Here is a 20224-nt window from a genome sequence, read left to right on the forward strand (position 1 = left end):
TCAGATTGACATTTTGGCGTGTCCGCGCGTATGTTCGCGCGCGACAACGAGGAAATTCTGAGCCGTCTCGGACTGTGTGAGCCCGCGCCGCCATGCAATGCCAATATCGATCTTCGGCATTTCTTCCATGATGTTACGTACTTCGAGCCGGTCGCCATCGAGCGACCATGGGCGATACAGCACATCGGGCAGGATCGACAAACCCGCGCCCGTCGCAACAAGACTGCGCACCGCCTCTACCGACGCCGTGCGCATCACCACGTTCGGCTTGAGGCCGGATGCGCGCCAGTAAGTATTGGTGTTGTCTTCGAGCTCATCGACCTTGAGCATGATCATCGCCTCGTCAGCGATTTCACGCAGAGAGATGCTGCCGAGCCCGCGCAATGCATGGTTCGCCGGCAGCCATAAACGCCATGCAGCCGTGATGAGCGATTCGGTTTCTATAGCCTGCGTGTTCTCGATGTTCGACACGATCAGCACGGCCACATCGAGCTCGCCATTCACCAGCAAATGCTCGATGTAGTCACGCTGGTCCTCGATCACGTTGACCTCCACCTTCGGAAACACGCGGCGGTAGTGGTCGAGCAGATAGGGCAGGAAGTAGCCCGTCATCATGGTCGTGACGCCAATGTTCAGCCGCCCGGTCATGGTGTCGGGCCGAGACGACATCGCCTGCTGTGCGTTGCGCACCGCGGCGAGGATCTGGTGCGCATGGCGCAGGAACTGATGCCCCGCGTGCGTGAGGACCATGCCACGCGCGTGGCGCACGAAAAGCTGCGCGCCGACTTCGGTCTCGAGTCCCTTGATGGCGTCGGTGATGACCGACTGCGAAATATTCAGCGACTGGGTCGCGCCCGTCACCGATTCAGCTTCGGCGACGGCGATGAAATAGCGCACGCTTCTGAGTGACAGGCTCATGGGACTCCGGCGTCGAAACGGTTAAGCCGCGACTATAGCCGAGCCGATAAAAGCACGGACCCTCGTGTGTCACGTAATGGCTGTCTTCGCCGGCTCCGCCGAATCCGAATCATCGCGTTGAGCTTACGAGCGTCACAAGTCCGATACCGGGACCCGGCGCGTTGATCTCAGTCGATGGCGACGAATACGTAATCACGCTGGCGCCCGATCAGCATGCGAACGCGTCGTTATGGCGTGTGTTCGAGAGCATCAAGCGTCTGGAGGGACGTCCCGCCGCCGATACGAAAAAGCTCGACGTTGCAAAACCGGACACGAATTAATCCAACCGTCGCACTACCTGCCGGAAGGGCTTATTGTCAGGAATTTCCCTAAAGTCTTCCGTCGATCTGCCGATACCTTAGGGAGCAGGTTCGGACCCATTTTCGGAGTTCAAAAAAGGGCACTTACACGCCGGCGGCGTCACTATTCGACTTCATATGTTGCAAAAAAATACACCACTCACGCTCACGGCGGTCCTGCTGGGCGTGTTTGCATCGGACGTGTCGCCCACAGAACTGACAACGCTGTCGGTTAGCCTGGTCGTGCAGGAAAGCTGCGTGATCCAGTCGGCCGCCGAGCCCTCGGCCATCGCAAAGCCCAGCGTGTCCTGCCTGCACGGCCAGCCTTATGACATCGCGCTCGTGGCGGTGGATCCAACCCAAGCCCCTGCTACTGTGCAGTACGCCAATCGCGGCGCTGCACAGTCCACGGTGTGGATGGTGGGCTTCTGAATTCTGGAATGCACGCGCCGCGCTGACGCAATGCGGTCTTAAAAGCTGATCGTGGCGGTAATCGTGTCCGTGTACGCGCCCGGCGCGGGCGTGGTTTGCGCGGGCACCACGCCGTACACGGTGAGCGCCTGCGAATTTCCCGTGCCGGTGCCGGTCGCCTGAGTGGTGCCCGCAGTGCCGTCGCCCCACGTTGTGGTCAAGCCCGCATCGAGATAGAGTCGATAGTTCACCGTGCCCCCTCCTCCTGTGCGTGTCATCTGCCGCGCCGCTACCGTGCCATTCGTGCCGCCGTTCAACGCGATCCGGTACGCGTCTCCATTGGTGCATTGCGCGGTAATCGAAGCGGTGGCGTTCAACGCGCTGCTCAGCACCCCGGTGGCCGCAAAATTAAGGTTGGTTGCACTGATGTTGCAGTTGTTCACGACCGTCGCGGTAGCGTTGAATGGAAACGTGCCGGCGGATGCAGTCAGCGACGCGCAAGTCGGCGCCCCAAGCAGATAAAAGCCTGTGTTAATCGATGTCTGGCCGCCGCCAAACCCTTGTGTGTATATCGTGCTGGCGTTGCCGACAGTGGGCACCGTGGGTTGATTGGCTGCGATCTGTCCGTAGATCGTCACGGACTGGGTCGCGCTCGTGCTGAGCGCGGGTTTGACCAGCGTGAGCGAGATTGGATTGGTGCCGGAATAGATCGAACCCCACGCCAGCGAGTGGGCCGCGTCCTGATACAGGTCGTACTGCAACTGATTCGTACCGTTAGTCATCGAGCGAGGACTGGTTCCCCCCAGGTTCAGGCATACCTGGGCGTTCGGCACCAGTGTGATTGCGGGCCATGTACACGTCACGCTGACGCTCCCCGTCGTGGCGACAGCCGCGCTGCTGATCGGACTCACCGACCCGAAACTGATCGCCGATGCAACCGCCGAGCAGCTCTGCGCACTCGCGCGGTTCGGCATACCCAGCGCCAGCGCCACGGCGAACACGAGGCACACGAGGAACAGGATCCGGCTCATCGTGTGGCCCCTGCTTGTGGACGGCACGTCAACGGGCCTATCGTCGGCAGCGAGCCATCGACCGGACGCGCGTAAGCAAATTCCACCACGCAATGCAGCGGACCGCTCTCGATGACCAGGTGATTGTCTTGCTGCAAGCCCTCGATGAAGGTCAGCCCGTCGTAGCCTACGATCGTATCCTTGCCGCTTTCCTCGTGATGCACAGCCGCTCCGGGCGGCAGCACGCGGCCATCGGGACCCTGCAGGATCACCGATGCAGCGCTGTAGCGAGTCAGCCCGAAACGGGCGAGCACACCCGACTGCGCCTGCGGCACAAGATTCATCGAGGTGGTGTCGATGCGCGCGTCGGCGGGCAGCTTCATGCTGTCGATGGCCACCTGATTGTCCTGATACGAGTTGAGATCGGGAACCAGGAAATGGCCGCCGCGATCGGTGACGCCGATCACGCGGTTTTCATGCAGCACGGGAATGCCGGCGACACCATCGGTCGATACCAGCGCGAAGCCGTCATAAATGCGGCGCGACGGCTGCACGCTGCCGTCCATCAGCACCACGGTGCCGGTGACATCGAGCGACGCGGTACCGTGGCCCGCGATGTCCTGCGCCACGGCCGTCACCTGTCCGCCCTTGCCGAGATATTGCACCTGAGCCTGCCGATAAGCCGCGGCGCCCGCGTCGCCGGCCTGCACGCCCCAACCCCAGCCGCCGTCGTAATCGGGCGGGCGTGTAGCGTTGACGTTGTAGTTCGACTGCCCGTTCTGTCTGCCGACGTTCGCGTTGACCGAGGTATTGTTGCCCAGTCCGAAACTCACGCTCAGGAACACACCGCGCGAGTCGCGCTGCTTGAAATCCTTGTAGGCGCTGAGATTGAGCGACGCTATGTTGCCGATGTTCAGCGTGTACGACGCGGATCCAATCTGCGAAGGCTGCGCCTGCGGAAACTTGAAGCCGATATAGCTGAGCGAAAAAGTCTGGCTGTTGAAGATCGGCAGGGCCAGCGTCACGCGGTCGGTCGTGGTCGGCACAGGCGTGCCATCCCGGGCAGCGAGATCGCCATAGTTGCCGAATGCGCGAATGGTCTGTGCATCGATGGAAAAATGCGGCTCGATCAGTTCATAACCAAAGCTTGCCTGGGTACCGGCAAGACGCCCCGCACTCGCCGACAGCGAGCCGTTAACAACGCCCGCCATGCCTAGCCGCACGAGCGCCCCGCCACCGGCGTTGTAGACCCCGCTAGTCGCCTCGGTGTGCGCTTCGACTGTCAGGAGGTCAGTGACGCCGTAGCGAGCCGATCCGCTGACCGCAGGCCGCGGATCATAGTCGAACGAATTCAGGCCGTATGCACGGCGCAGGAAACCCGCCTCGAACGAATAGCTGGACAGTCCGGTTGCGAGAAGACGTGTGTCCACGTAGAGCGGCACCGACGTCGCAACCGTGCGGCCCAGCGCGTCGCGCGTGATCACGGTCGCCTGGCCGCCCCCTGTGATGCCGGGCACGTTGTTGACGATGAACGGCCCGCTTGGCACATTGCCGCTGAATTGCCGGATGCTGTTGATATACAGGTCCACCGACGACGGCACCACCGCCGACCCCGCGAACGCGGGCACGGGAAACGTCACGAGGTCCGGGCGCAACGCGAAATTGCTGCGCCACTGGAATCCGCCGATGCGCACCGAGCGCGACCACGCAAGCGACGACGAGATGGTGTCGCCGAACTGCGTCGTGCTCAGCTTGACGGGATCCGACATGCTCCACGACGTGTCGTAGCGCGTATAGCGGCGGTCGTTGCGATACAAATACATGATGCCGGTATTGCTGAATACGCCAGTGGGATCGAAGTAACGCTCCTCGCTCCAGATCGCTAGCTGCGCGTCCGTGTTGCTTTGCGCGTAGGCGTCGTAGTTGATGAGCAACCCACGCGACGAGGTAGCCGGGGGCGTCTTGATCTGCGCGCGTGTGTCGAAGCTATAGGGCTTGCGAAGGTTGTCCGGGACTTGCAGGGATACAATCTGGCGCGCGGCGTCGTAGGTGTAATGGAGCCCGGGGATGGAATCCAGTTGCACCTCGGCGGTCTCCACAATACCGAGCCGGTCGAGCGCGAATCCCATGTTGTCCAGGTCCTTGGCCGTGGCGGCGAGATGCCCGCCCAACTCACGAAACTGGGCGATCACCGAGGTGCGCTGGCCATTGAGTTCCACTTCCAGATACACGTCATGCGGGACGTTCGCGCTCACGGGCAAGGCAAGCTGCGGCGCTTGTCCGTAGACGGGCGAGCAGGCGAAGACGACGTTCATCCCCGTTGCGACTAGCGCTATGCGGAGGTGGTGCAGATGACGTGTTGACCGTCGTCGGATTCTCATCGATTGAATTGGGATGCATCATGTCAACGCCCGGCAGTACACAGGCATGCAGCGATGAAGTCATGCGTTGCCTAACCCGGCTGCCCAACCGTGACGGCGGCTTCGGACGGCAGCGAGTTGACCGCGGCCCGCACCTTCACCGTGCCGCGCATGTCGGCGTCAGCCGGCAGCGGCACCGGCCACTGGCGTGCACTTCCAGCCAGTGCGTAGCCGAGCAATCCCTTGTTGATCTCATAGACCTTGCCCGCGCTGTCCACCAGTTGAACAGCAGCGATCTGCGCACGCTTCTGACCGCCGTTATCGACGCGCAACACCCAGCCGTTGTCGGTACGAACGAGGTGCCAGGAAAGCACGGGCTGAGGCGCCTTGCCGGCCGGTTCCACGAACACGGGTACGGAATAACGCAGGCGGATCATCACGCCGCTAGTAGGCGCTGCGTCCGGTGAAGGCAGTTCGTCGATCAGGATCCGGTAGCTCTGCTCGGCCGTGACCGGAGCGGGCGCGGTGCGCACCAGCCGGACGAGCTGGTCAGCCTGCGCGCCGATCTGGATCAACGGTGGGCTCGCTACCAGTTCCTGCGTGGGTGTCAGCGTGTCCTCGTGACCGGACTGGTCCCAGCGAAACACGCGCACCTGGCCATACAGCGGCCGGTCACCGGGGTTGCGAAGCGTAATGCCCGTTGCACTCTCGTTCGACTGGAGATCCACCATCACCGGCGAAATCTGCAACGTTGCCGCCTGCGCAGTCAGCGCTGCCGCGAACAACAAGAGCGCAAAGACGGTCGAGGTCCTCATCATGAGACCGCCTGGGCGGATCAAAAATAGACCGTTGCAGTGACGGTGGTCTGATAGAGATCAGGCTTCGGCGTGGCTTGCGGGGGTACCTGGCCATAAACAGTAAGTGACTGTGCGGACCCGGTGCCCGTCCCGGCCACGGTATTCGTGCCCTGGGTCGTGCCCCATACGGTCGTGCGGCCGGCGTCCTGATAGAGCTGGAAACCTACGGTCGTGCCGGTGTTCCCCGTGGCCGTACCGGCTAACAAACGGCTTGTGACAGTTGAACCCGCCACCGTGCCGCCGTCCAGTCCGACGTTGTAGGGCGTGGTGTTCGTGCAGGTGACCGCGAGGCTGGTTTGCTGATTGAGCGCGGTAGCTAGCACGCCATTCGTGCCGAAACTCAGCGGTGTGGCCGTAATCGTGCAATTGGCTTGCAGCGTCAGCGTGACATTGAACGTGGCCGTGGCCGTGCCGTTTGAATAGATGGCGGCATTGGCAACGGGCATGACCTGTGCAGAAAGCAGAACGCCGGTGAGCGCGGACAAAATGAGTTTTGGTTTCATCACGTTAACCCTCTATATGCGCTGTTGCTATTTACACGGCAAAGCCGATCTCAAGCTTCAGAATCATATTACCTTTTGAACACATCCTCTCCAAATTAAATAATTTTTAACAGTATTTGACCTAATGATGATGCAGATCATAGTGCGGCTTAACTGCCGGCTAACGGTTTCGCGATCTATTCCGTCATGACCTTGGGGCGCTTGGGAAGTTTGGGAAGTTTGGGAAGTTTGGGAAGTTTGGGAAGTTTGGGCGTCTATTAAACGACTTTATCGCTGCATGCACGGAAGTTATCTCCCGATCCGGTATTTGTCGCGACGTCAAGCAGCCCTCTTTGCTACGGTTATTTGATGTACCGGAATTGAATATTATTGAAAGGCCCGTAGGCAGCGGCCGCAGAGCGCGAGTTCCATAGGTACTTTATTCAAACGGAAAAGATAGTGTCGTGAATTTATTTCCGCGACTTCACTGTCTGTCGCACAATTGTGCACCGGGGAGGTTAATCGCTTAATCCGATCGGCAAAATATCGCTCCACATTACAAAGGGTTGGCGTATTTCCCGCCTGAAGCCAAAGCCCGATATTCAGGGTAGACACGGATATCGCAGACATTGATTTCTCTTTGTAATCTCGGACGGCCCTCCTTCATCAACTGGGATTTAGTCCTGGCGCGTCGAAGCCAGGGCTTTAAATGACGCTCGCCATGAAGAATTCAAAGAGCGAGTGGAGTGCGAAAGCCCTGCGAAGCTGGCTGTTTTTAAAATGGAAACGGAGTTAGAAGCGTAGTCGAACAAACTGCAGTGCGCAAAACCGCCGATTATTCGAGACCGGCCCGCAGGTCGTCGATTGCGCGGTATGTACACTCGACAACCTCCGGCCCTCTGTCACCCTGCTGTCTAGTCCTCCCCTTGCGCCGCGATCAATTTGGCCAGTATCTTCCCGAGCGCCTCCCGCTCTGCCTGACCCAGCGCTGCGAGGATATCGTCATTGCGCGCCTTCGCGATCGCCGCGGCGCGTGTGTATGTCTTCTTGCCCTTGGCAGTCAAGGTAACGGCCACACCCCGTCCGTCCGTGGCGCTCGACGCTTTCTCGACCAGGCCCTTTCGTTCAAGTATGTCCGTGGCGCGGCTTGCCTGACTGCGATCGAGATTCGATGCCTTGCCAAGATCCGATACCGAAAGCGTACCGAACGAACCCACGCTTAGCAGGACACGAGCCTCCGTTAGCGTCAGCGCTATTTCATCGGTAAATGCTTCGTTCATCGTCCGGTCGGTCTGCTTCTTAAGCACGTGCAACCGATAGGTAAACAAGCCCTCGATCACGTTTCGATTCTTCATTCTCTCCCTCGACTATTCGTTGCCCTTCATCTGCACGCAAGCAGCATATCACCCAGAATAGCGCTTACCGTAAGCATTTCCTTAAGCATTATATGCTTGCGCACGCATCAATTTATCGCTAGCATCGGGTTAGTTTTTTCAACGGCGTCATACTATGAGCCTGGCTGCCGCCTGCGAATTTCAGTCAATGCAGCGGAGCAGAATAGGGAGACACATCATGGCCCATTCCGAACTTGGCACTCCGCCCTCACCCGCCTGGTGTTCGCCTGAAGAATGGGAGGCCCGCCTCAAACTTGCCGCAACGTACCGCGTATTTCATTTGCTCGGCTGGACCGAGTTGATCTTCAACCACATTACGTTGCGTGTGCCCGGGCCCGACAAACACTTCCTGATCAACCCTTTCGGGCTGACATTCGACGAAGTCGCCGCGTCCAATCTGGTCAAGATCGACTTGGGTGGGAAAATCCTGAGCCCGTCCGATTACCCTATCAATCCAGCAGGATTTGTCATCCACAGTGCGATTCACGAGCATGTGGAGGATGCACATTGCGTCATGCATACTCATACGACCGCGGGGCTATCGGTTGCATGCATGGAGGACGGTTTGTCGTACACGAACTTCTACTCCGCTCAGCTGCACAACATGGTTGCCTACCATCCGTTCGAAGGCATCACCGTTCACGACGAGGAGAAGTCGAGGCTACTGAGCTCGATGGGCAACAAGCGCCTGCTGATTCTTCGAAACCACGGACTGCTCTCGCATGGAACCACGATCGCTCACGCGTTCGCCTTGCTGTGGACCCTGAACCGCGCGTGCGAGATTCAGGTCGTCACGCACTGCATGCGTGGCAACACGCTGCCCATCAGCGATGAAATCGTGAAAGGCACTACGCGGGATTCACTACAGTTCTCGCCCGCACACGGCGCCGGCGAGAATGTTCTGGCCGCACTTATTCGACGCGTCGATCGCATCGACGCTTCGTACAGGAGATAGATTTGAATCAGCAAGCCGTCAAAATCACCGTGGTCGGCGGGGGCGCAATCGGCGGGATCGTTGCTGCCCGTCTCGCGCGTGTGGGCATTGCCGTGAACCTCTTGGCGCGCGGCCCGCATCTTGACGCGATACAACGCAATGGCCTGAGCGTCATCGAAGGAGACGAGCGTTATGTCGTCAACGTCAACGCGACCGATCAACCCGCCACGCTCGGTGTTCAAGACCTGCTGTTTGTCTGCCTGAAGGGACCGGCGCTGATACAGGCGGCGAGATCGCTGGCGCCGCTGGTTGACGGCAACACGCACATTGTCTCTGCCATGAATGGCGTGCCGTGGTGGTTCCTCAACGGGTTCGGTGGGCGTCTTGCGGGGCAACGGCTCGAATCGGTCGATCCGGGGGGCATCGTGTCGTCTGCACTACCGCCATCGCAGGTCTCGGGCTGCTCCGTGCATATTTCCTCGTCGATCGCCGGACCGGGCGTCATTAGAAAGGGGTATGGCAATCAACTCATTGTCGGGCCGGGCTCTGCCGGAGTCGTCGATCAGGCGGCCCACGCAATCGAACTGTTACGGCTCGCCCAGTTCGACGTGACGGTATCGAACCAGATTCGCAGCGATATCTGGGCCAAGCTGTGGGGCAACATGACCATGAACCCCATCAGCGCGATCACGCGTTCAACTGGCGATGTGATTCTCGATGACCCGTTGACGGAGCAACTGGTCGTTTCGATCATGGAGGAGGCGCGGCTGATCGGAGAGCAGATCGGGATTAAACTGAACATGACCGCCCAGGCGCGCAACGCACAAACGCGCAAGCTCGGTGCGTTCAAGACATCGATGCTTCAGGACGTGGAAGCAGGCCGTCCGATGGAGATCGAAGCGATCCTTGGCGCGCCTCATGAACTCGCAGCAAAAGCCGGAGTGCCGGTGCCGTTTCTTAGCGTGTTGTATGGACTCGCGAGCCAGTTGAATACGAATTTAAGCGCCAACCAGCGCGTCGACGCGCTAAGCATCGACGCCTCAGCCACGCGCCCGTATTTCATCAGAAAATCTTGCCCGGATTCATGATGCCGTGGGGATCGAAAACCTTTCGAACCTCGCGCATGAGGCGAATTTCCAGCGGGTCTTTATAGCGGCTGAAATACTCGCGCTTAAGTTGTCCAATGCCATGTTCGGCGCTGATGCTGCCGCCGTAACGTGCCACTTCGTCCAGCACTTCGGCGGTCAATCCCTCGCCGTGTTGCGTGAAGAAATCGCGCGGTGCGCCGGTCGGACGCGAGAGATTGTAGTGAAGATTGCCATCGCCGAAATGACCGAACACGATCAGGCGCACGCCCGCGTGATGCTTGCCGATACGCTCTCCCGCAGACGCAAGGAACGCCGGAATCGATGCAATCGGCAGCGAGACGTCATGTTTCACGTGCGGACCGTCCGCGCGCTGCGCTTCGGAGATTTCCTCGCGAAGCCGCCACATGCTGTTCACCTGCGCAATTGATTCGGATACCGCAGCATCCACGCACAGCTCCCGTTCCAGTGCCTCGCCAATGACCGTCTCCACGAGTTCGCGCAAAGCCGCTTCATCGACAGTATCGGCGAGTTCGATCAGCACGTAGCCGGGATGACGTTCCGCGAACGGAGCGCGCATGCCCTCGACCTGTTCGAGCACCATGTCCAGGCATTCGGCTGTGAAGAACTCGAACGCCTGCATGCGCGGGCCGCCGCGTTCGAACAGGAGTTCGAACAGATCGAGCGCCTGCTGCGACGAGTTCACGGCCGCCAGCACGACCACGCGCACGTCGTTGCGCGGATAGAGCCGCAGCGCCGCAGCGGTGATGATGCCCAGCGTCCCCTCCGCGCCGATCAGCAATTGCTTCAGGTCGTAACCCGTGTTGTCCTTGCGCAGGGTGCGCAAGCCGTGAAAGATTTCGCCGTTCGGCAGCACGGCTTCAAGACCCAGCACCAGTTCCCGCGTCATGCCGTAGCGCACGACATTGACGCCGCCCGCATTCGTCGACAGATTCCCGCCCAGCTGACACGAATCTTCGGCGGCGAGACTGAGCGGCAGCAGGCGATGTTCATCGGCGGCGGCGCGCCGTAGGTTGCCGAGAATGCAGCCGGCTTCGGCGACCAGCGTATTGCCGATCGTATCGATGCTGCGAATCGCGTGCATGCGGTCCAGGCTCAGGATCACGTTCGCGGGGCTGGCGTCGGGTGTCGCGCCGCCGCACAGGCCCGTGTTGCCGCCGCGCGGCACGACCGGCACGCGGGCTTCCGAGCACAGCGCGAGGCACGTTGCAACGTCGGCTGTACTTGAGGGGCGCACGACCGCCTGCGCGTGGCCTGTATATAGACCGCGCCAGTCCGACAGCCACGGAGCGATTGCGTCCGGTGCCGTGACAACGGTGTCGGGGCCGAGCTGGTCGATCAGACGTTGGGAGAAAGTGGAGTCGGTCATTTATTGGCGGTCGATGAGTTTAGGGTGGCGGCGCCGGTGAGCGCGTCGCGGCCGGGAATCTTCAGGTTGAGACGGGCAGCGGCGCGCCGCAGGTGCGAGGTCGCGGCGATGCGGGCCGCCCGCGAATCGCCGGCGCGGATTGCTTCGAATACGCGGACGTGTTCGCGCTGCACTTCGTCCGGCAGGCGCTGACTTGCGAGCGAATGCGTGCGGGCCGTCTGCACGGCCTGGCGGATCTGGAGGTTGAGGTACTGGAGCAGGTCGACGTAGTAGCGGTTGTGGGTGGCTTCAGCGATCGCCACATGAAAAGCGATGTCCAGCTCCACCGCCTGATCCGGGGTGTAGAGATTATCGGAGAGCGATCTGAGAATGGCCGCCAGCGCGTCGATGTCGGCGTCGGTCCGGCGCTCTGCTGCCAGCGCCGCTGCCGCGCCCTCCAGATCGAGCCGAAGTTCATACACGTCGGCAAGATCCGCCCGGTCCGCCCCGACCGCGTGGGAGACGCGGAAACCTCCCGCTTCCGTGCGCGCCTTTACGGTGCAGCCCGCGCCCTGCCGGCTGTCGATCAGGCCGTTTGAGCGCAAACGCTCCGTCACTTCGCGGATAACCGACTGGCTTACGCCAAAGCGGGTGGCGAGATCCTTGCCGGACGGAAGTTTGGTACCGACCGGGTAGACCCCGTCGCGGATGTCGCCGGTCATTTGCTCGGCGACCTGCTGGGTCAGGGTTAGCGCTTTCGTCACGAGGGGTGCAGGCGTTTCCGCCGTCCGTTTTCAGGTTATCCGGTTTGCATGTTATATGAAAACTTTTGACAAGTGAATGGGGAATGCTCCTACGCTCCGACCAGGTTCGTGAGCGGACGGGTCCCGCAAAGCTGGCGCAAGCACCCCAAGCGAACGATGAACGTCTTTACGGCTGAATGCTCTTCAAATTGGTTCTGAATTTTCCAGAATTTTCCAGCGTTTCAATAAATTGTTGTCCAAATAATACGAGTCCGGACCAATCTCCAGCGCGCAAACGTATGTAAATTCCTTTTCATATAAATGAAACTGAGCCGCTTTAAGGTTCGTGCAGCCGGACGCCCAGCAGCCTTCGACAGCCTTAAAAATAGGGGCTGCCGGGCAATTTTCCTGCTTGTGGTCGGACGGCCTGCGAACCAGAAGATTTGGGTTGCCAATTATTTCAACCAAGATTTCCGCCAGGTAATTTTTTGGAATATTGCTGTTTAAAGCAATGGAATAGGCATGCCATCAAAACGCTTCTGGACCTTCCGACATCATTAACGAGGATCAATCCTCTTCTAGAACTGAAAAGAACAGATGAAAATTCAAAAGACCACGGCTGCCATCCTGACGATGGCCGCATTTGCGGGCGCCGCACACGCACAAAGCAGCGTGACCTTGTACGGCATTGCCGACGGCGGGCTGCTCTTCAACAACAACGTCAAGGGTGCAAAGCTGTACTCGTTCTCCAGCGCCAACTCGTCGCGTTGGGGCTTGCAAGGCGCTGAAGACCTAGGCGGCGGCCTCAAGGCGATCTTCACCCTGGAAAACGGTTATACCCTCGGCACCGGCACCTTGAGCCAGGGTGGGCTGGAGTTTGGACGGAAGGCCTTTGTCGGCTTGAAGAGCGATACCTACGGTACGGTCACGTTGGGCCGCCAGTATTCGGCGAGCAACGACGCCACCGCCTCGTTCGCATCCGGCGCCGACTGGGCTGCATCCGGCCTCGGTTACGGTACGCGTGCAGGCGACGTCGATAACGTGGATACGTCGAACCGCGTTCAGAACGCCCTCAAGTACACGAGCCCCAACTACCGTGGTCTGACGGTCGGCTTCCTGTACAGCCTGGGCGGCCAGGCCGGCCAGTTCTCGCGGAACGAAGTCACCGACGCAGGCGTGTCGTACGCAAACGGCCCGATCAAGCTCGGCGCGAGCTACATGTTCACCAAGGACCCGTATTACGCGACGTTCGGCAATCAGGGCAACTCGTCGACGCCGTCGTCGTCGGCCACGGGTGCGAACAACAACATGCCAAGCCGCATTTACGGTGGCTATGCATCGGCGGGATCGCAGCAGATCATCACGGCTGGCGGTTCGTACGTGCTGGGAGCGGCGACGATTGCTGTGCTGTACTCCAACACGCAGTTCCAGAACCTCGGTTCGGTCAGCGCGGTGGGCAGCTTTGGCACCAAGTACAACGGCGGAACCGCTACGTTCAATTCGGGCGAACTGAACGTGAAGTACGCGCTGACCCCTGCCCTGACGCTTGCCGGCGCCTACATCTATACGCATAACAGCGGCGCCGACGGCGTTGGCAGCGCCAAGTACAACCAGTTCAACCTTGGCACCATCTATTCGTTGTCCAAGCGTACGTCGTTCTACGCGATCGGCTTCTTCGAGACCGCTTCGGGTGTTGATTCGACGGGCAAATCGGCTGTTGCGGACTTTAGCGGCTCGTCCTTCTCGTCCAATAATCATCAGTTGGCGGCCATCATCGGCATGACCCACAGGTTCTAAGCAATGGCCTGACGCTTCGGCCGGTACATCCGGCGGCATTTCTTGAAGCGTTAAGGCGATTCCGGCCTTCCCCGCACGGTTCTTACCGGGCAAGGGAAGGCCGGTTTTTTTGGGCCATGCGTTTCGCTCGCCCCTTGCGGGAAATTCTTCTGCTGCAGGACAAATACCCAAAGAAAAACGATATGAGCGCTCGGCCCATATCGCCCACTCACGCCTTCGTGGGAAAAATTTCTGACGGGTGGAGACGCCAGCAAATTGGTAATCTTTGGCGCAAGATGAATGCGCTGCGTGCCGCCGAACGACTCGCGCGATTCGATAAGTTCGAGCGGCGCGGGCTTTTCAGTACGGCCTCAGTACAACACTACCGAGCGGATCGACTCACCCTTCTTCATCAAATCGAAACCTTCGTTGATGCGCTCGAGCGGCAGCGTGTGCGTGATCAGGTCGTCGATATTGATCTTGCCTTCCATGTACCAGTCCACGATCTTCGGCACATCGGTACGGCCGCGCGCGCCGCCGAACGCCGAGCCCTTCCATTCACGGCCCGTGACCAACTGGAACGGCCGTGTGCTGATCTCTTCGCCCGCTGCCGCCACGCCGATAATGAACGACTGGCCCCAGCCCTTATGCGTGCATTCCAGCGCCTGACGCATCACTTTCGTATTGCCGATACATTCGAACGAATAGTCCGCGCCGCCATCGGTGAGTTGCACGATGTGATCGACGACATTCGGCACTTCGTTCGGGTTGATGAAGTGCGTCATGCCGAACTTCTCCGCGAGCTCCACGCGGCGCGGATTCAGATCGACGCCGATGATCTTGTCCGCTCCGACCATCTTCGCGCCCTGGATCACGTTCAAGCCGATGCCGCCCAGCCCGAACACGACCACGTTCGCGCCCGCCTCGACCTTCGCCGAATACACGACCGCGCCCACGCCCGTTGTCACGCCGCAGCCGATGTAGCAAATCTTGTCGAAGGGTGCATCTTCACGCACCTTCGCCACCGCGATCTCCGGCACCACGATGTAATTGGAAAACGTCGATGTCCCCATGTAATGGAACAGCGGTTTGCCATCGATGGAAAACCGCGACGTCGCATCGGGCATCAGGCCGCGGCCTTGCGTCGAACGGATCGCCTGGCACAGGTTGGTCTTGCGCGACAGGCAGAACTTGCACTGCCGGCACTCGGGCGTGTAGAGCGGAATGACGTGATCGCCCTTCCTTAACGTGCCTACGCCCGGACCGACATCCACAACAATACCCGCGCCTTCATGCCCGAGAATCGCCGGGAAAATGCCTTCCGGGTCCGCGCCCGACAGCGTGTAGTAGTCGGTGTGGCAAATGCCGGTCGCCTTCACTTCGATCAGCACTTCGCCGGCGCGCGGCCCTTCGAGATCCACTTCCTCGATCGTCAACGGCGCCCCGGCTTTCCACGCGATTGCTGCCTTTGTTTTCATCGTGCTCGTTCCCGCTAACGCGTTTGTTATTCCGATGCCGTGCCGGCTGCCGGTTGCACGTTAGGCTCCACATCGTTGACTCATTGCGCCTCGGCGACCAGCAGCGACCGCAGCTTCATATCGCGATCTGCGACCAGCCCCGGCCCTGCAAGCTCCCCTTCGAGACTACCGGTACTGGCCTGCGAGCGCCGATACCTGCCCGATGTTCTGCGGCGTGATGAAGCCCGGTCCGGAGCTGATGTTGCGCGCCTCGTAGACCGGTTTCAGCCCATAGTCCTGCAGACGCTTGGCGAACTTCGGATCCTTCTCCAGCTCGGAGCGGGCCTGTATGACGTCTGCATTGTGATTCTTGTGCATGATCGCCAGCATGGCGACGGGGATATAGCCTTGCAAATAGGGCTGCTGATCAGTGCAAAACTTGATGGTGCCGTCCTTGATCGCCTTGGCAACGTCGGCATCGATATCAAAGGTCGCGAACCAGATCTTACCGGCGAGTCCCATCTTGGTGACCGAGCGAATGGTGGGATCGGCGGAAGTCGGCCCGAGCGTCAAGACGGCCTGAGTGTTCGGGTGAGTACGCAGAAAGGCGCTGACCTTCGCTTCGATGTCCGTAGGATCCGTGCCTGCATCGAGCACGGATGCTTTCATATCCGCGCCGATTGCCTCGGCGAATCCGCGGCAACGCTCAAACGACAGCGGATTGGTCGCGTAGTGGTTCACGCAGACAAATGTCTTGATGCCGTCGGCCTTGGCGCGCAGTCCGGCTTCCTTGCCGGCCAGGTACTCGGGCTGCCCCACGTGCAGCAATGCGCCGAGCTCCGCGCTTTGCTTTTCCGTACCAGTATTGGCGGTGATAAACGGGATGTTCTTCGCTTTCAGCCGTGAGACCGAGCCCTTGAGCAGGTCGAAGTCCGCGATGGTTGTGACAACACCGTCATAGTTGCGCGCTGCCGCCTGATCGACCAGCCGGACCATGTCGGCAATATCGCCGTTGGGCGGATTGCGGTAGTCGGTCGTGACATTGAAATCCTCGTCGGCCTGCTTGATGCCGTTCTTGACCGTGTTCCACCATGCATCCGAGTCCGGCGCGTGGGTGATGAAATCAAAATGTGCCACAGGTTCTGCGTAAGCGCCGGTACCGAGTCCCAGACTCAGAATTGCAGCGGCAACGCCAAGCGCCTTCCGGATAGTGGATTTCATGGTTGTCTCCTTGTTTATTTATGGTCTGTTTGCCGATGTGGGGCTATCGGGCGTGGTCGCTTTGCCTCGGTTTCGGGCGCCGCGTTCAATCTACTGGCAAGCCGATGAAGACTTTACCGTCTTCGGTTTTTACCGGGTGCGTAACGAGATTGATGCACACAGGCGCCCCCTTCGCTGCGCCGGTAGGAATGTGAAAGCGTCCCATATGCATCGGACATTCGATGACCTCGCCAAACACGAAGCCCTCCGTAAGACGCGCAGTTTCATGCGTGCAAAGACCGGCCGATGCGTAAAAGCCGCTCGGCGTGTGATAGACCGCATAAAGCTTGCCGTCGTGCTGGAACTCGATCACATCTTCTTCGTCGATGTCATCGCACGCGCAGACGTGATGCCACTGGAGGATGTTCATTGCGTGTCTCTTTACGGTTAGCGTGCTTGAGCCACGAACGGCGTATCGTCGGTTCGCTCTGCGTCGACGGCGGCTGATTTTCCGGGCACGCGGGGCGTCACCATGTAGTCGGGATCACGCCGCTGCATCCTGAAGACGTGCAGGATTTCGCTCCATGTGCTCAACAGGCCGTCGTAGGCAGGCGCCAGATCCGCTTCGATCGCCTTGCGCAGTTGCGGCAGCGCGTGAAACGGCACGTTCGGATACATGTGGTGCTCGACGTGATAGTTCATGTTCCAGTAAAGGAACTGCAGGAATCGGTTCAGCTTGATGGTTCGCGTGGAGTAGCGGTGATCGAGCTCGTTCTCACGCAGCCCGGTGTGCTGGGTGATCGCCAGCAATTCGTGCAGCCATGCGCCGTAGGATCGTGGCAGCAGGAGAAACACGACTGGCAACCAGCTGTGCGCGACGATTGCCCACGCCGCCACGCCCGCGTATAGCGTCAGGATCACGCGCGAATTCGTGCACATCGCCCGATATTCGGTGACCGGGACCACGGCTTTCGCGCTTTTGGAAACGGTGCCGAAGCTGTGCAGGACGACGTTGCCCAGGTGATGGATGCCGTGAGAAACACGCAAGAAATCGGTGGCAAGCTTGAGGTAGTTCGGCGGACGCTTGACAGCGATTTCAACATCGGATGGCACGGTGGCCGTCAGATGCGTGTACGTGTGATGTTGCGCGTGGGACCATCGGCTGTAGATCTGCTCGCGCCATGTCATGAAGCAGATCAGCCAGTGCACCGACTCGTTCAGCCATTCACTCTTGAACGGCGTACGGTGGCGCAATTCGTGTTCGATCGCCTCGGCGAAAGCATAGAGCGTCCCGTAAAGGAGGAACGCCGGCACGCACCAGAGCGTGCCGAGCGACAGCCAGGCGAGCACGCCGCTTCCCACTACCAATCCCATGAAGCCGGCGAAGTGCAGGAGAGCGTCCCGGTCGTTGCGCCGCGTGACCTCTTTGAGCACCTTTCTGTCGAGCCGGCATTTATACCAGTCGTCCATGGTGATCACTTTCGTGTTGTCTTGCTGTACGGACATGAGTTGCACCCAGTGTTTGATGTTTGACCGAGCGATGAACCGGGTGAAGCATTGCTCATCGTTGAGTGCATTTAAGACTCTTAATGAGTACTCGTCAAAGATTAAAATGACTCATTTTGAGTCACCAGGGGTATTCCACGAGACTTGGATGCGGGCTCGGGTTTCAAATCGTCGGGCTTACTTAAGAAAGACCGCAATAGCCTCAAATTGAGGCAAAATGAGGGCTGCGCGGGCGCCTCGGCCCGCACGACAGTCTGAGGACATACGATGAAAGGCAAGCCGACGCTCAAGCAACTGATGGAGGTCACGCAGCTCAGCCGCGCGACCATCGATCGCGCGCTGAATGACCGGCCCGGTGTGCATCCACGCACGCGAAGCGCTGTTGAAGCAGCGTTGAGGCAATTGAGCTCCGGCTCGCCGGCACGGTCGTCAACTCGTGCGAGGCAGAGTACCTACGATTTCAGGTTGTTGGCTCAGGCAGGAGACGCATTCACCGACGAGCTGACACGCACTGCAGCTGAACTCGAACCTGAATTTGTCGCGTCCGGGGCGCGTCTGGACATCGTGAGGTGCGTTGGAGCATCCGATGACGAGGTAGCTGCCAGAGTGCGCGAGACGACCACCGAAGCCGACGGCATCGGCATCATCTGCACGAACACCGCAGCGACAACCACAGCACTGCGCGAATGCATGGCCGCGGGCAAGCCGGTCGTCACGCTGATCACTGACGTCGATGCCGATGCGCGGCATACGTATGTCGGGGTCAACAACCGGGCAGCCGGACAGTCAGCTGCATTTCTCATGGGGCGGCATCTGCAGGCGCACACATCCCCGGATGTGGCGGTGGTCGTCGCAACGTTTTCGTACACATGCCACGAGGATCGCGAGATCGGGTTCCGTTCACTGCTAAGGCAGCGATTCCCGAACGTGAATCTGATTGAAGTGATCAAGGGCGCTGATTCCGGGACCGCGACCTACGAAGCGACCAGACGCTTTCTGGACGAGCACAAGAAGCTCGATGGCATTTACAACGTTGCGGGAGGAAACGAAGGATTGGCGGCGGCGCTGCGCGAACGCGATCTTACGGGCCGGACAATCTACGTGACCCATGAAGTCAACCGGGTAACAGAACCGCTGTTGCGTTCCGACGCGATCGACTATTTGCTGACACAGGACCTTCGGCTTCTGTTGCGTACCGCTGTCGAACACTTGCGGTCTGCACGCGAAGGCGGGAACGTTCCCACGCAAGCGATCATCCCGATAGAGACGTATTCACGCTACTCGTTGTATTGACTTGAAACTCAATAATTCCTCGCGAAAAGAGCAACGATGCTTCCAGGCTTTCCGCAGATAACACATCCCGAGCCAGCGTCGAGCGATTGATTGATCGAACGGAAGACATCGGATCGTTACGTTCAGCGTCTCCTTAGCCCAACGCTCGCAAGTCCTGGCGCCGCACCACGCAGCGAGGGCGAAACCGCCGCGGGTATCGGCTATCGGCATCGAAGTGTTGCTCTGCTACCGGCTTGAAAAATTTCTCGAACTCACCTCTTTCTGAAATCCGCAGTGACCGATGGTTTAGGCGAACGGCCGACTTCATCACCACTGGATCGTTTTGTTTTCCCAGCGCGTGAACGTCCCTGTCGGGCTGTCCGGGCCCAGCAGCGCGACGCGCACCGCCTCGCGAGCGCCTTCCTCGACAGTCTCCGTGCCTGCATATCCGTTGAGGTTCGTCTTGGTAAAGCCCGGGGAGACGGCGTTGACCTTGATCCCCTCCGACTGCAGCTCGATCGCCATGGCGACCGTCAAAGCGTTGAGAGCCGTCTTGGACGCTGGGTAGACAGGGCCGAAGATCGCGCGGTATGCGAAGGCCGGGTCCGAGTTCGTCGTCAGAGACCCAACCCCGCTCGACACGTTGACGATGCGGGCTGCCGGCGCCTGGCGCAGGAGCGGCAGCATCGCCTGGTAAACGGCGAGGACGCCAAACACGTTGGTGTCCCAGACCGCGCGCATTTCGTCGAGGGACACGTTGCTCGGGCGGGTCGTCTTTGCGTACTCCTCGACGGATTGGCCGGGCTGCTTATTCGTATTCGAGATCGCCGCGTTGTTGACGAGCACGTCGAGGCGACCAAGCTCCCTGCGGACGCGCTCCGCCGCAGCAGCGATCGAAACCTGATCCGTCACGTCGAGTTGGAGCGCGCGTGCGTCCGGCCCAATCTCCTTGGCCGCCGCCTCGCCGCGCTCGAGATTGCGCGACCCGACCAGCACAGTGAAGCCGTGTGCCACGAGATTCTTTGCGATCTGAAGACCGATTCCTTGATTAGCCCCGGTGACCAGGGCGACGGGTTTGTCCTGCATAGCAATCTCCTTCGCGTTGCGCTGTA

General features: G+C 59.8%; 21 protein-coding genes. 6 read left to right on the plus strand and 15 right to left on the minus strand.

Annotated features, from left to right (window positions below):
- Nucleotides 1-918 (minus strand): LysR substrate-binding domain-containing protein, encoded by a 918-nt coding sequence (locus M0D69_RS26690; protein ID WP_301784872.1) that lies wholly within the window; start codon nt 916-918, stop codon nt 1-3.
- Between the two features lie 161 nt (nt 919-1079).
- Here M0D69_RS26690 and M0D69_RS26695 point away from each other — a divergent pair, with 161 nt between their 5' ends.
- Together M0D69_RS26695 and M0D69_RS26700 are read left to right on the plus strand one after the other, a co-directional pair.
- Nucleotides 1080-1238 (plus strand): hypothetical protein, encoded by a 159-nt coding sequence (locus tag M0D69_RS26695; protein WP_301784873.1) that lies wholly within the window; start codon nt 1080-1082, stop codon nt 1236-1238.
- A gap of 156 nt (nt 1239-1394) precedes the next feature.
- Nucleotides 1395-1688 carry a hypothetical protein gene (locus M0D69_RS26700; RefSeq protein ID WP_301784874.1) on the plus strand — a complete coding sequence of 98 codons (294 nt, stop codon included), beginning with the start codon at nt 1395-1397 and terminating at the stop codon, nt 1686-1688.
- 38 nt (nt 1689-1726) lie between these two features.
- Here the strand turns inward: M0D69_RS26700 and M0D69_RS26705 are convergent, their stop codons facing one another.
- The 5 genes from M0D69_RS26705 to M0D69_RS26725 all read right to left on the minus strand — a co-directional run bounded on the left by M0D69_RS26705 (nt 1727) and on the right by M0D69_RS26725 (nt 7731).
- On the minus strand, nt 1727-2641 hold the full coding sequence (locus M0D69_RS26705) for a spore coat U domain-containing protein (protein WP_301784922.1): 915 nt from the start codon (nt 2639-2641) through the stop codon (nt 1727-1729).
- Between the two features lie 53 nt (nt 2642-2694).
- Nucleotides 2695-4992 (minus strand): fimbria/pilus outer membrane usher protein, encoded by a 2298-nt coding sequence (locus M0D69_RS26710; RefSeq protein ID WP_367619766.1) that lies wholly within the window; start codon nt 4990-4992, stop codon nt 2695-2697.
- Between the two features lie 137 nt (nt 4993-5129).
- Complete coding sequence (locus M0D69_RS26715; protein ID WP_367619767.1) at nt 5130-5855, minus strand: molecular chaperone; 726 nt, start codon at nt 5853-5855, stop codon at nt 5130-5132.
- A 17-nt stretch (nt 5856-5872) separates the two neighbouring features.
- Complete coding sequence (locus tag M0D69_RS26720; RefSeq protein WP_301784924.1) at nt 5873-6340, minus strand: spore coat U domain-containing protein; 468 nt, start codon at nt 6338-6340, stop codon at nt 5873-5875.
- A 950-nt stretch (nt 6341-7290) separates the two neighbouring features.
- Nucleotides 7291-7731 (minus strand): MarR family winged helix-turn-helix transcriptional regulator, encoded by a 441-nt coding sequence (locus M0D69_RS26725; RefSeq protein WP_301784876.1) that lies wholly within the window; start codon nt 7729-7731, stop codon nt 7291-7293.
- A 217-nt stretch (nt 7732-7948) separates the two neighbouring features.
- Between M0D69_RS26725 and M0D69_RS26730 the strand changes: the two genes are divergently transcribed.
- Both M0D69_RS26730 and M0D69_RS26735 read left to right on the plus strand, forming a co-directional pair.
- On the plus strand, nt 7949-8725 hold the full coding sequence (locus M0D69_RS26730; RefSeq protein ID WP_301784877.1) for a class II aldolase/adducin family protein: 777 nt from the start codon (nt 7949-7951) through the stop codon (nt 8723-8725).
- A gap of 2 nt (nt 8726-8727) precedes the next feature.
- Entirely contained in the window at nt 8728-9792 is a 1065-nt protein-coding gene (locus M0D69_RS26735; protein ID WP_301784878.1) for a 2-dehydropantoate 2-reductase, read from the plus strand.
- On the opposite strand, the gene M0D69_RS26740 is transcribed toward M0D69_RS26735, so the two are convergent.
- The 3 genes from M0D69_RS26740 to M0D69_RS26750 all read right to left on the minus strand — a co-directional run bounded on the left by M0D69_RS26740 (nt 9767) and on the right by M0D69_RS26750 (nt 12369).
- On the minus strand, nt 9767-11179 hold the full coding sequence (locus M0D69_RS26740) for an FAD-binding oxidoreductase (protein ID WP_301784879.1): 1413 nt from the start codon (nt 11177-11179) through the stop codon (nt 9767-9769). The genes M0D69_RS26735 and M0D69_RS26740 overlap by 26 nt on opposite strands.
- Nucleotides 11176-11922 (minus strand): FadR/GntR family transcriptional regulator, encoded by a 747-nt coding sequence (locus M0D69_RS26745; RefSeq protein WP_301784880.1) that lies wholly within the window; start codon nt 11920-11922, stop codon nt 11176-11178. The genes M0D69_RS26740 and M0D69_RS26745 overlap by 4 nt, the downstream gene beginning before the upstream one ends.
- Nucleotides 11923-12105: 183 nt before the next feature.
- Nucleotides 12106-12369, minus strand: a complete 264-nt coding sequence (locus M0D69_RS26750) for a hypothetical protein (protein ID WP_301784881.1) — start codon at nt 12367-12369, stop codon at nt 12106-12108.
- A 129-nt stretch (nt 12370-12498) separates the two neighbouring features.
- On the opposite strand from M0D69_RS26750, the gene M0D69_RS26755 reads away from it, so the two are divergent.
- Nucleotides 12499-13698 carry a porin gene (locus M0D69_RS26755; RefSeq protein WP_367619768.1) on the plus strand — a complete coding sequence of 400 codons (1200 nt, stop codon included), beginning with the start codon at nt 12499-12501 and terminating at the stop codon, nt 13696-13698.
- A gap of 350 nt (nt 13699-14048) precedes the next feature.
- Here the strand turns inward: M0D69_RS26755 and M0D69_RS26760 are convergent, their stop codons facing one another.
- The 4 genes from M0D69_RS26760 to M0D69_RS26775 form a co-directional block, all read right to left on the minus strand.
- Entirely contained in the window at nt 14049-15155 is a 1107-nt protein-coding gene (locus tag M0D69_RS26760) for an S-(hydroxymethyl)glutathione dehydrogenase/class III alcohol dehydrogenase (RefSeq protein ID WP_301784882.1), read from the minus strand.
- 165 nt (nt 15156-15320) lie between these two features.
- Nucleotides 15321-16355 carry a sugar ABC transporter substrate-binding protein gene (locus M0D69_RS26765; RefSeq protein WP_301784883.1) on the minus strand — a complete coding sequence of 345 codons (1035 nt, stop codon included), beginning with the start codon at nt 16353-16355 and terminating at the stop codon, nt 15321-15323.
- Between the two features lie 85 nt (nt 16356-16440).
- The gene (locus M0D69_RS26770) at nt 16441-16764 is read right to left on the minus strand and encodes a non-heme iron oxygenase ferredoxin subunit (protein WP_301784884.1); all 324 of its coding nucleotides are present in this window, start codon (nt 16762-16764) and stop codon (nt 16441-16443) included.
- Nucleotides 16765-16781: 17 nt separating this feature from the next.
- On the minus strand, nt 16782-17840 hold the full coding sequence (locus M0D69_RS26775) for a fatty acid desaturase (protein WP_301784885.1): 1059 nt from the start codon (nt 17838-17840) through the stop codon (nt 16782-16784).
- 267 nt (nt 17841-18107) lie between these two features.
- Here M0D69_RS26775 and M0D69_RS26780 point away from each other — a divergent pair, with 267 nt between their 5' ends.
- Nucleotides 18108-19133 (plus strand): LacI family DNA-binding transcriptional regulator, encoded by a 1026-nt coding sequence (locus tag M0D69_RS26780; RefSeq protein ID WP_301784886.1) that lies wholly within the window; start codon nt 18108-18110, stop codon nt 19131-19133.
- Here the strand turns inward: M0D69_RS26780 and M0D69_RS43880 are convergent.
- Both M0D69_RS43880 and M0D69_RS26785 read right to left on the minus strand, forming a co-directional pair.
- The gene (locus M0D69_RS43880; RefSeq protein ID WP_367619769.1) at nt 19113-19343 is read right to left on the minus strand and encodes a hypothetical protein; all 231 of its coding nucleotides are present in this window, start codon (nt 19341-19343) and stop codon (nt 19113-19115) included. The two genes, M0D69_RS26780 and M0D69_RS43880, sit on opposite strands and share 21 nt — an antisense overlap.
- A 96-nt stretch (nt 19344-19439) precedes the next feature.
- A complete protein-coding gene (locus M0D69_RS26785) occupies nt 19440-20198 on the minus strand; it encodes an SDR family oxidoreductase (RefSeq protein ID WP_301784887.1) in 759 nt (252 codons plus the stop codon).
- Nucleotides 20199-20224: the final 26 nt, after the last annotated feature.

Source organism: Caballeronia sp. SEWSISQ10-4 2 (genome assembly GCF_030464885.1).
In the GTDB taxonomy this organism is placed as follows: Bacteria; Pseudomonadota; Gammaproteobacteria; order Burkholderiales; family Burkholderiaceae; genus Caballeronia.

Coding starts and splice junctions, on each gene's coding strand:
- M0D69_RS26690 (WP_301784872.1), bottom strand. CDS start 918: ATGAGCCTGTCACTCAGAAGCGTGCGCTATTTCATCGCCGTCGCCGAA.
- M0D69_RS26700 (WP_301784874.1), top strand. CDS start 1,395: ATGTTGCAAAAAAATACACCACTCACGCTCACGGCGGTCCTGCTGGGC.
- M0D69_RS26705 (WP_301784922.1), bottom strand. CDS start 2,641: ATGCCGAACCGCGCGAGTGCGCAGAGCTGCTCGGCGGTTGCATCGGCG.
- M0D69_RS26710 (WP_367619766.1), bottom strand. CDS start 4,992: ATGAACGTCGTCTTCGCCTGCTCGCCCGTCTACGGACAAGCGCCGCAG.
- M0D69_RS26715 (WP_367619767.1), bottom strand. CDS start 5,855: ATGATGAGGACCTCGACCGTCTTTGCGCTCTTGTTGTTCGCGGCAGCG.
- M0D69_RS26720 (WP_301784924.1), bottom strand. CDS start 6,340: ATGCCCGTTGCCAATGCCGCCATCTATTCAAACGGCACGGCCACGGCC.
- M0D69_RS26725 (WP_301784876.1), bottom strand. CDS start 7,731: ATGAAGAATCGAAACGTGATCGAGGGCTTGTTTACCTATCGGTTGCAC.
- M0D69_RS26730 (WP_301784877.1), top strand. CDS start 7,949: ATGGCCCATTCCGAACTTGGCACTCCGCCCTCACCCGCCTGGTGTTCG.
- M0D69_RS26740 (WP_301784879.1), bottom strand. CDS start 11,179: ATGACCGACTCCACTTTCTCCCAACGTCTGATCGACCAGCTCGGCCCC.
- M0D69_RS26755 (WP_367619768.1), top strand. CDS start 12,499: ATGAAAATTCAAAAGACCACGGCTGCCATCCTGACGATGGCCGCATTT.
- M0D69_RS26760 (WP_301784882.1), bottom strand. CDS start 15,155: ATGAAAACAAAGGCAGCAATCGCGTGGAAAGCCGGGGCGCCGTTGACG.
- M0D69_RS26765 (WP_301784883.1), bottom strand. CDS start 16,355: ATGAAATCCACTATCCGGAAGGCGCTTGGCGTTGCCGCTGCAATTCTG.
- M0D69_RS26770 (WP_301784884.1), bottom strand. CDS start 16,764: ATGAACATCCTCCAGTGGCATCACGTCTGCGCGTGCGATGACATCGAC.
- M0D69_RS26775 (WP_301784885.1), bottom strand. CDS start 17,840: ATGTCCGTACAGCAAGACAACACGAAAGTGATCACCATGGACGACTGG.
- M0D69_RS26780 (WP_301784886.1), top strand. CDS start 18,108: ATGAAAGGCAAGCCGACGCTCAAGCAACTGATGGAGGTCACGCAGCTC.
- M0D69_RS43880 (WP_367619769.1), bottom strand. CDS start 19,343: ATGCCGATAGCCGATACCCGCGGCGGTTTCGCCCTCGCTGCGTGGTGC.
- M0D69_RS26785 (WP_301784887.1), bottom strand. CDS start 20,198: ATGCAGGACAAACCCGTCGCCCTGGTCACCGGGGCTAATCAAGGAATC.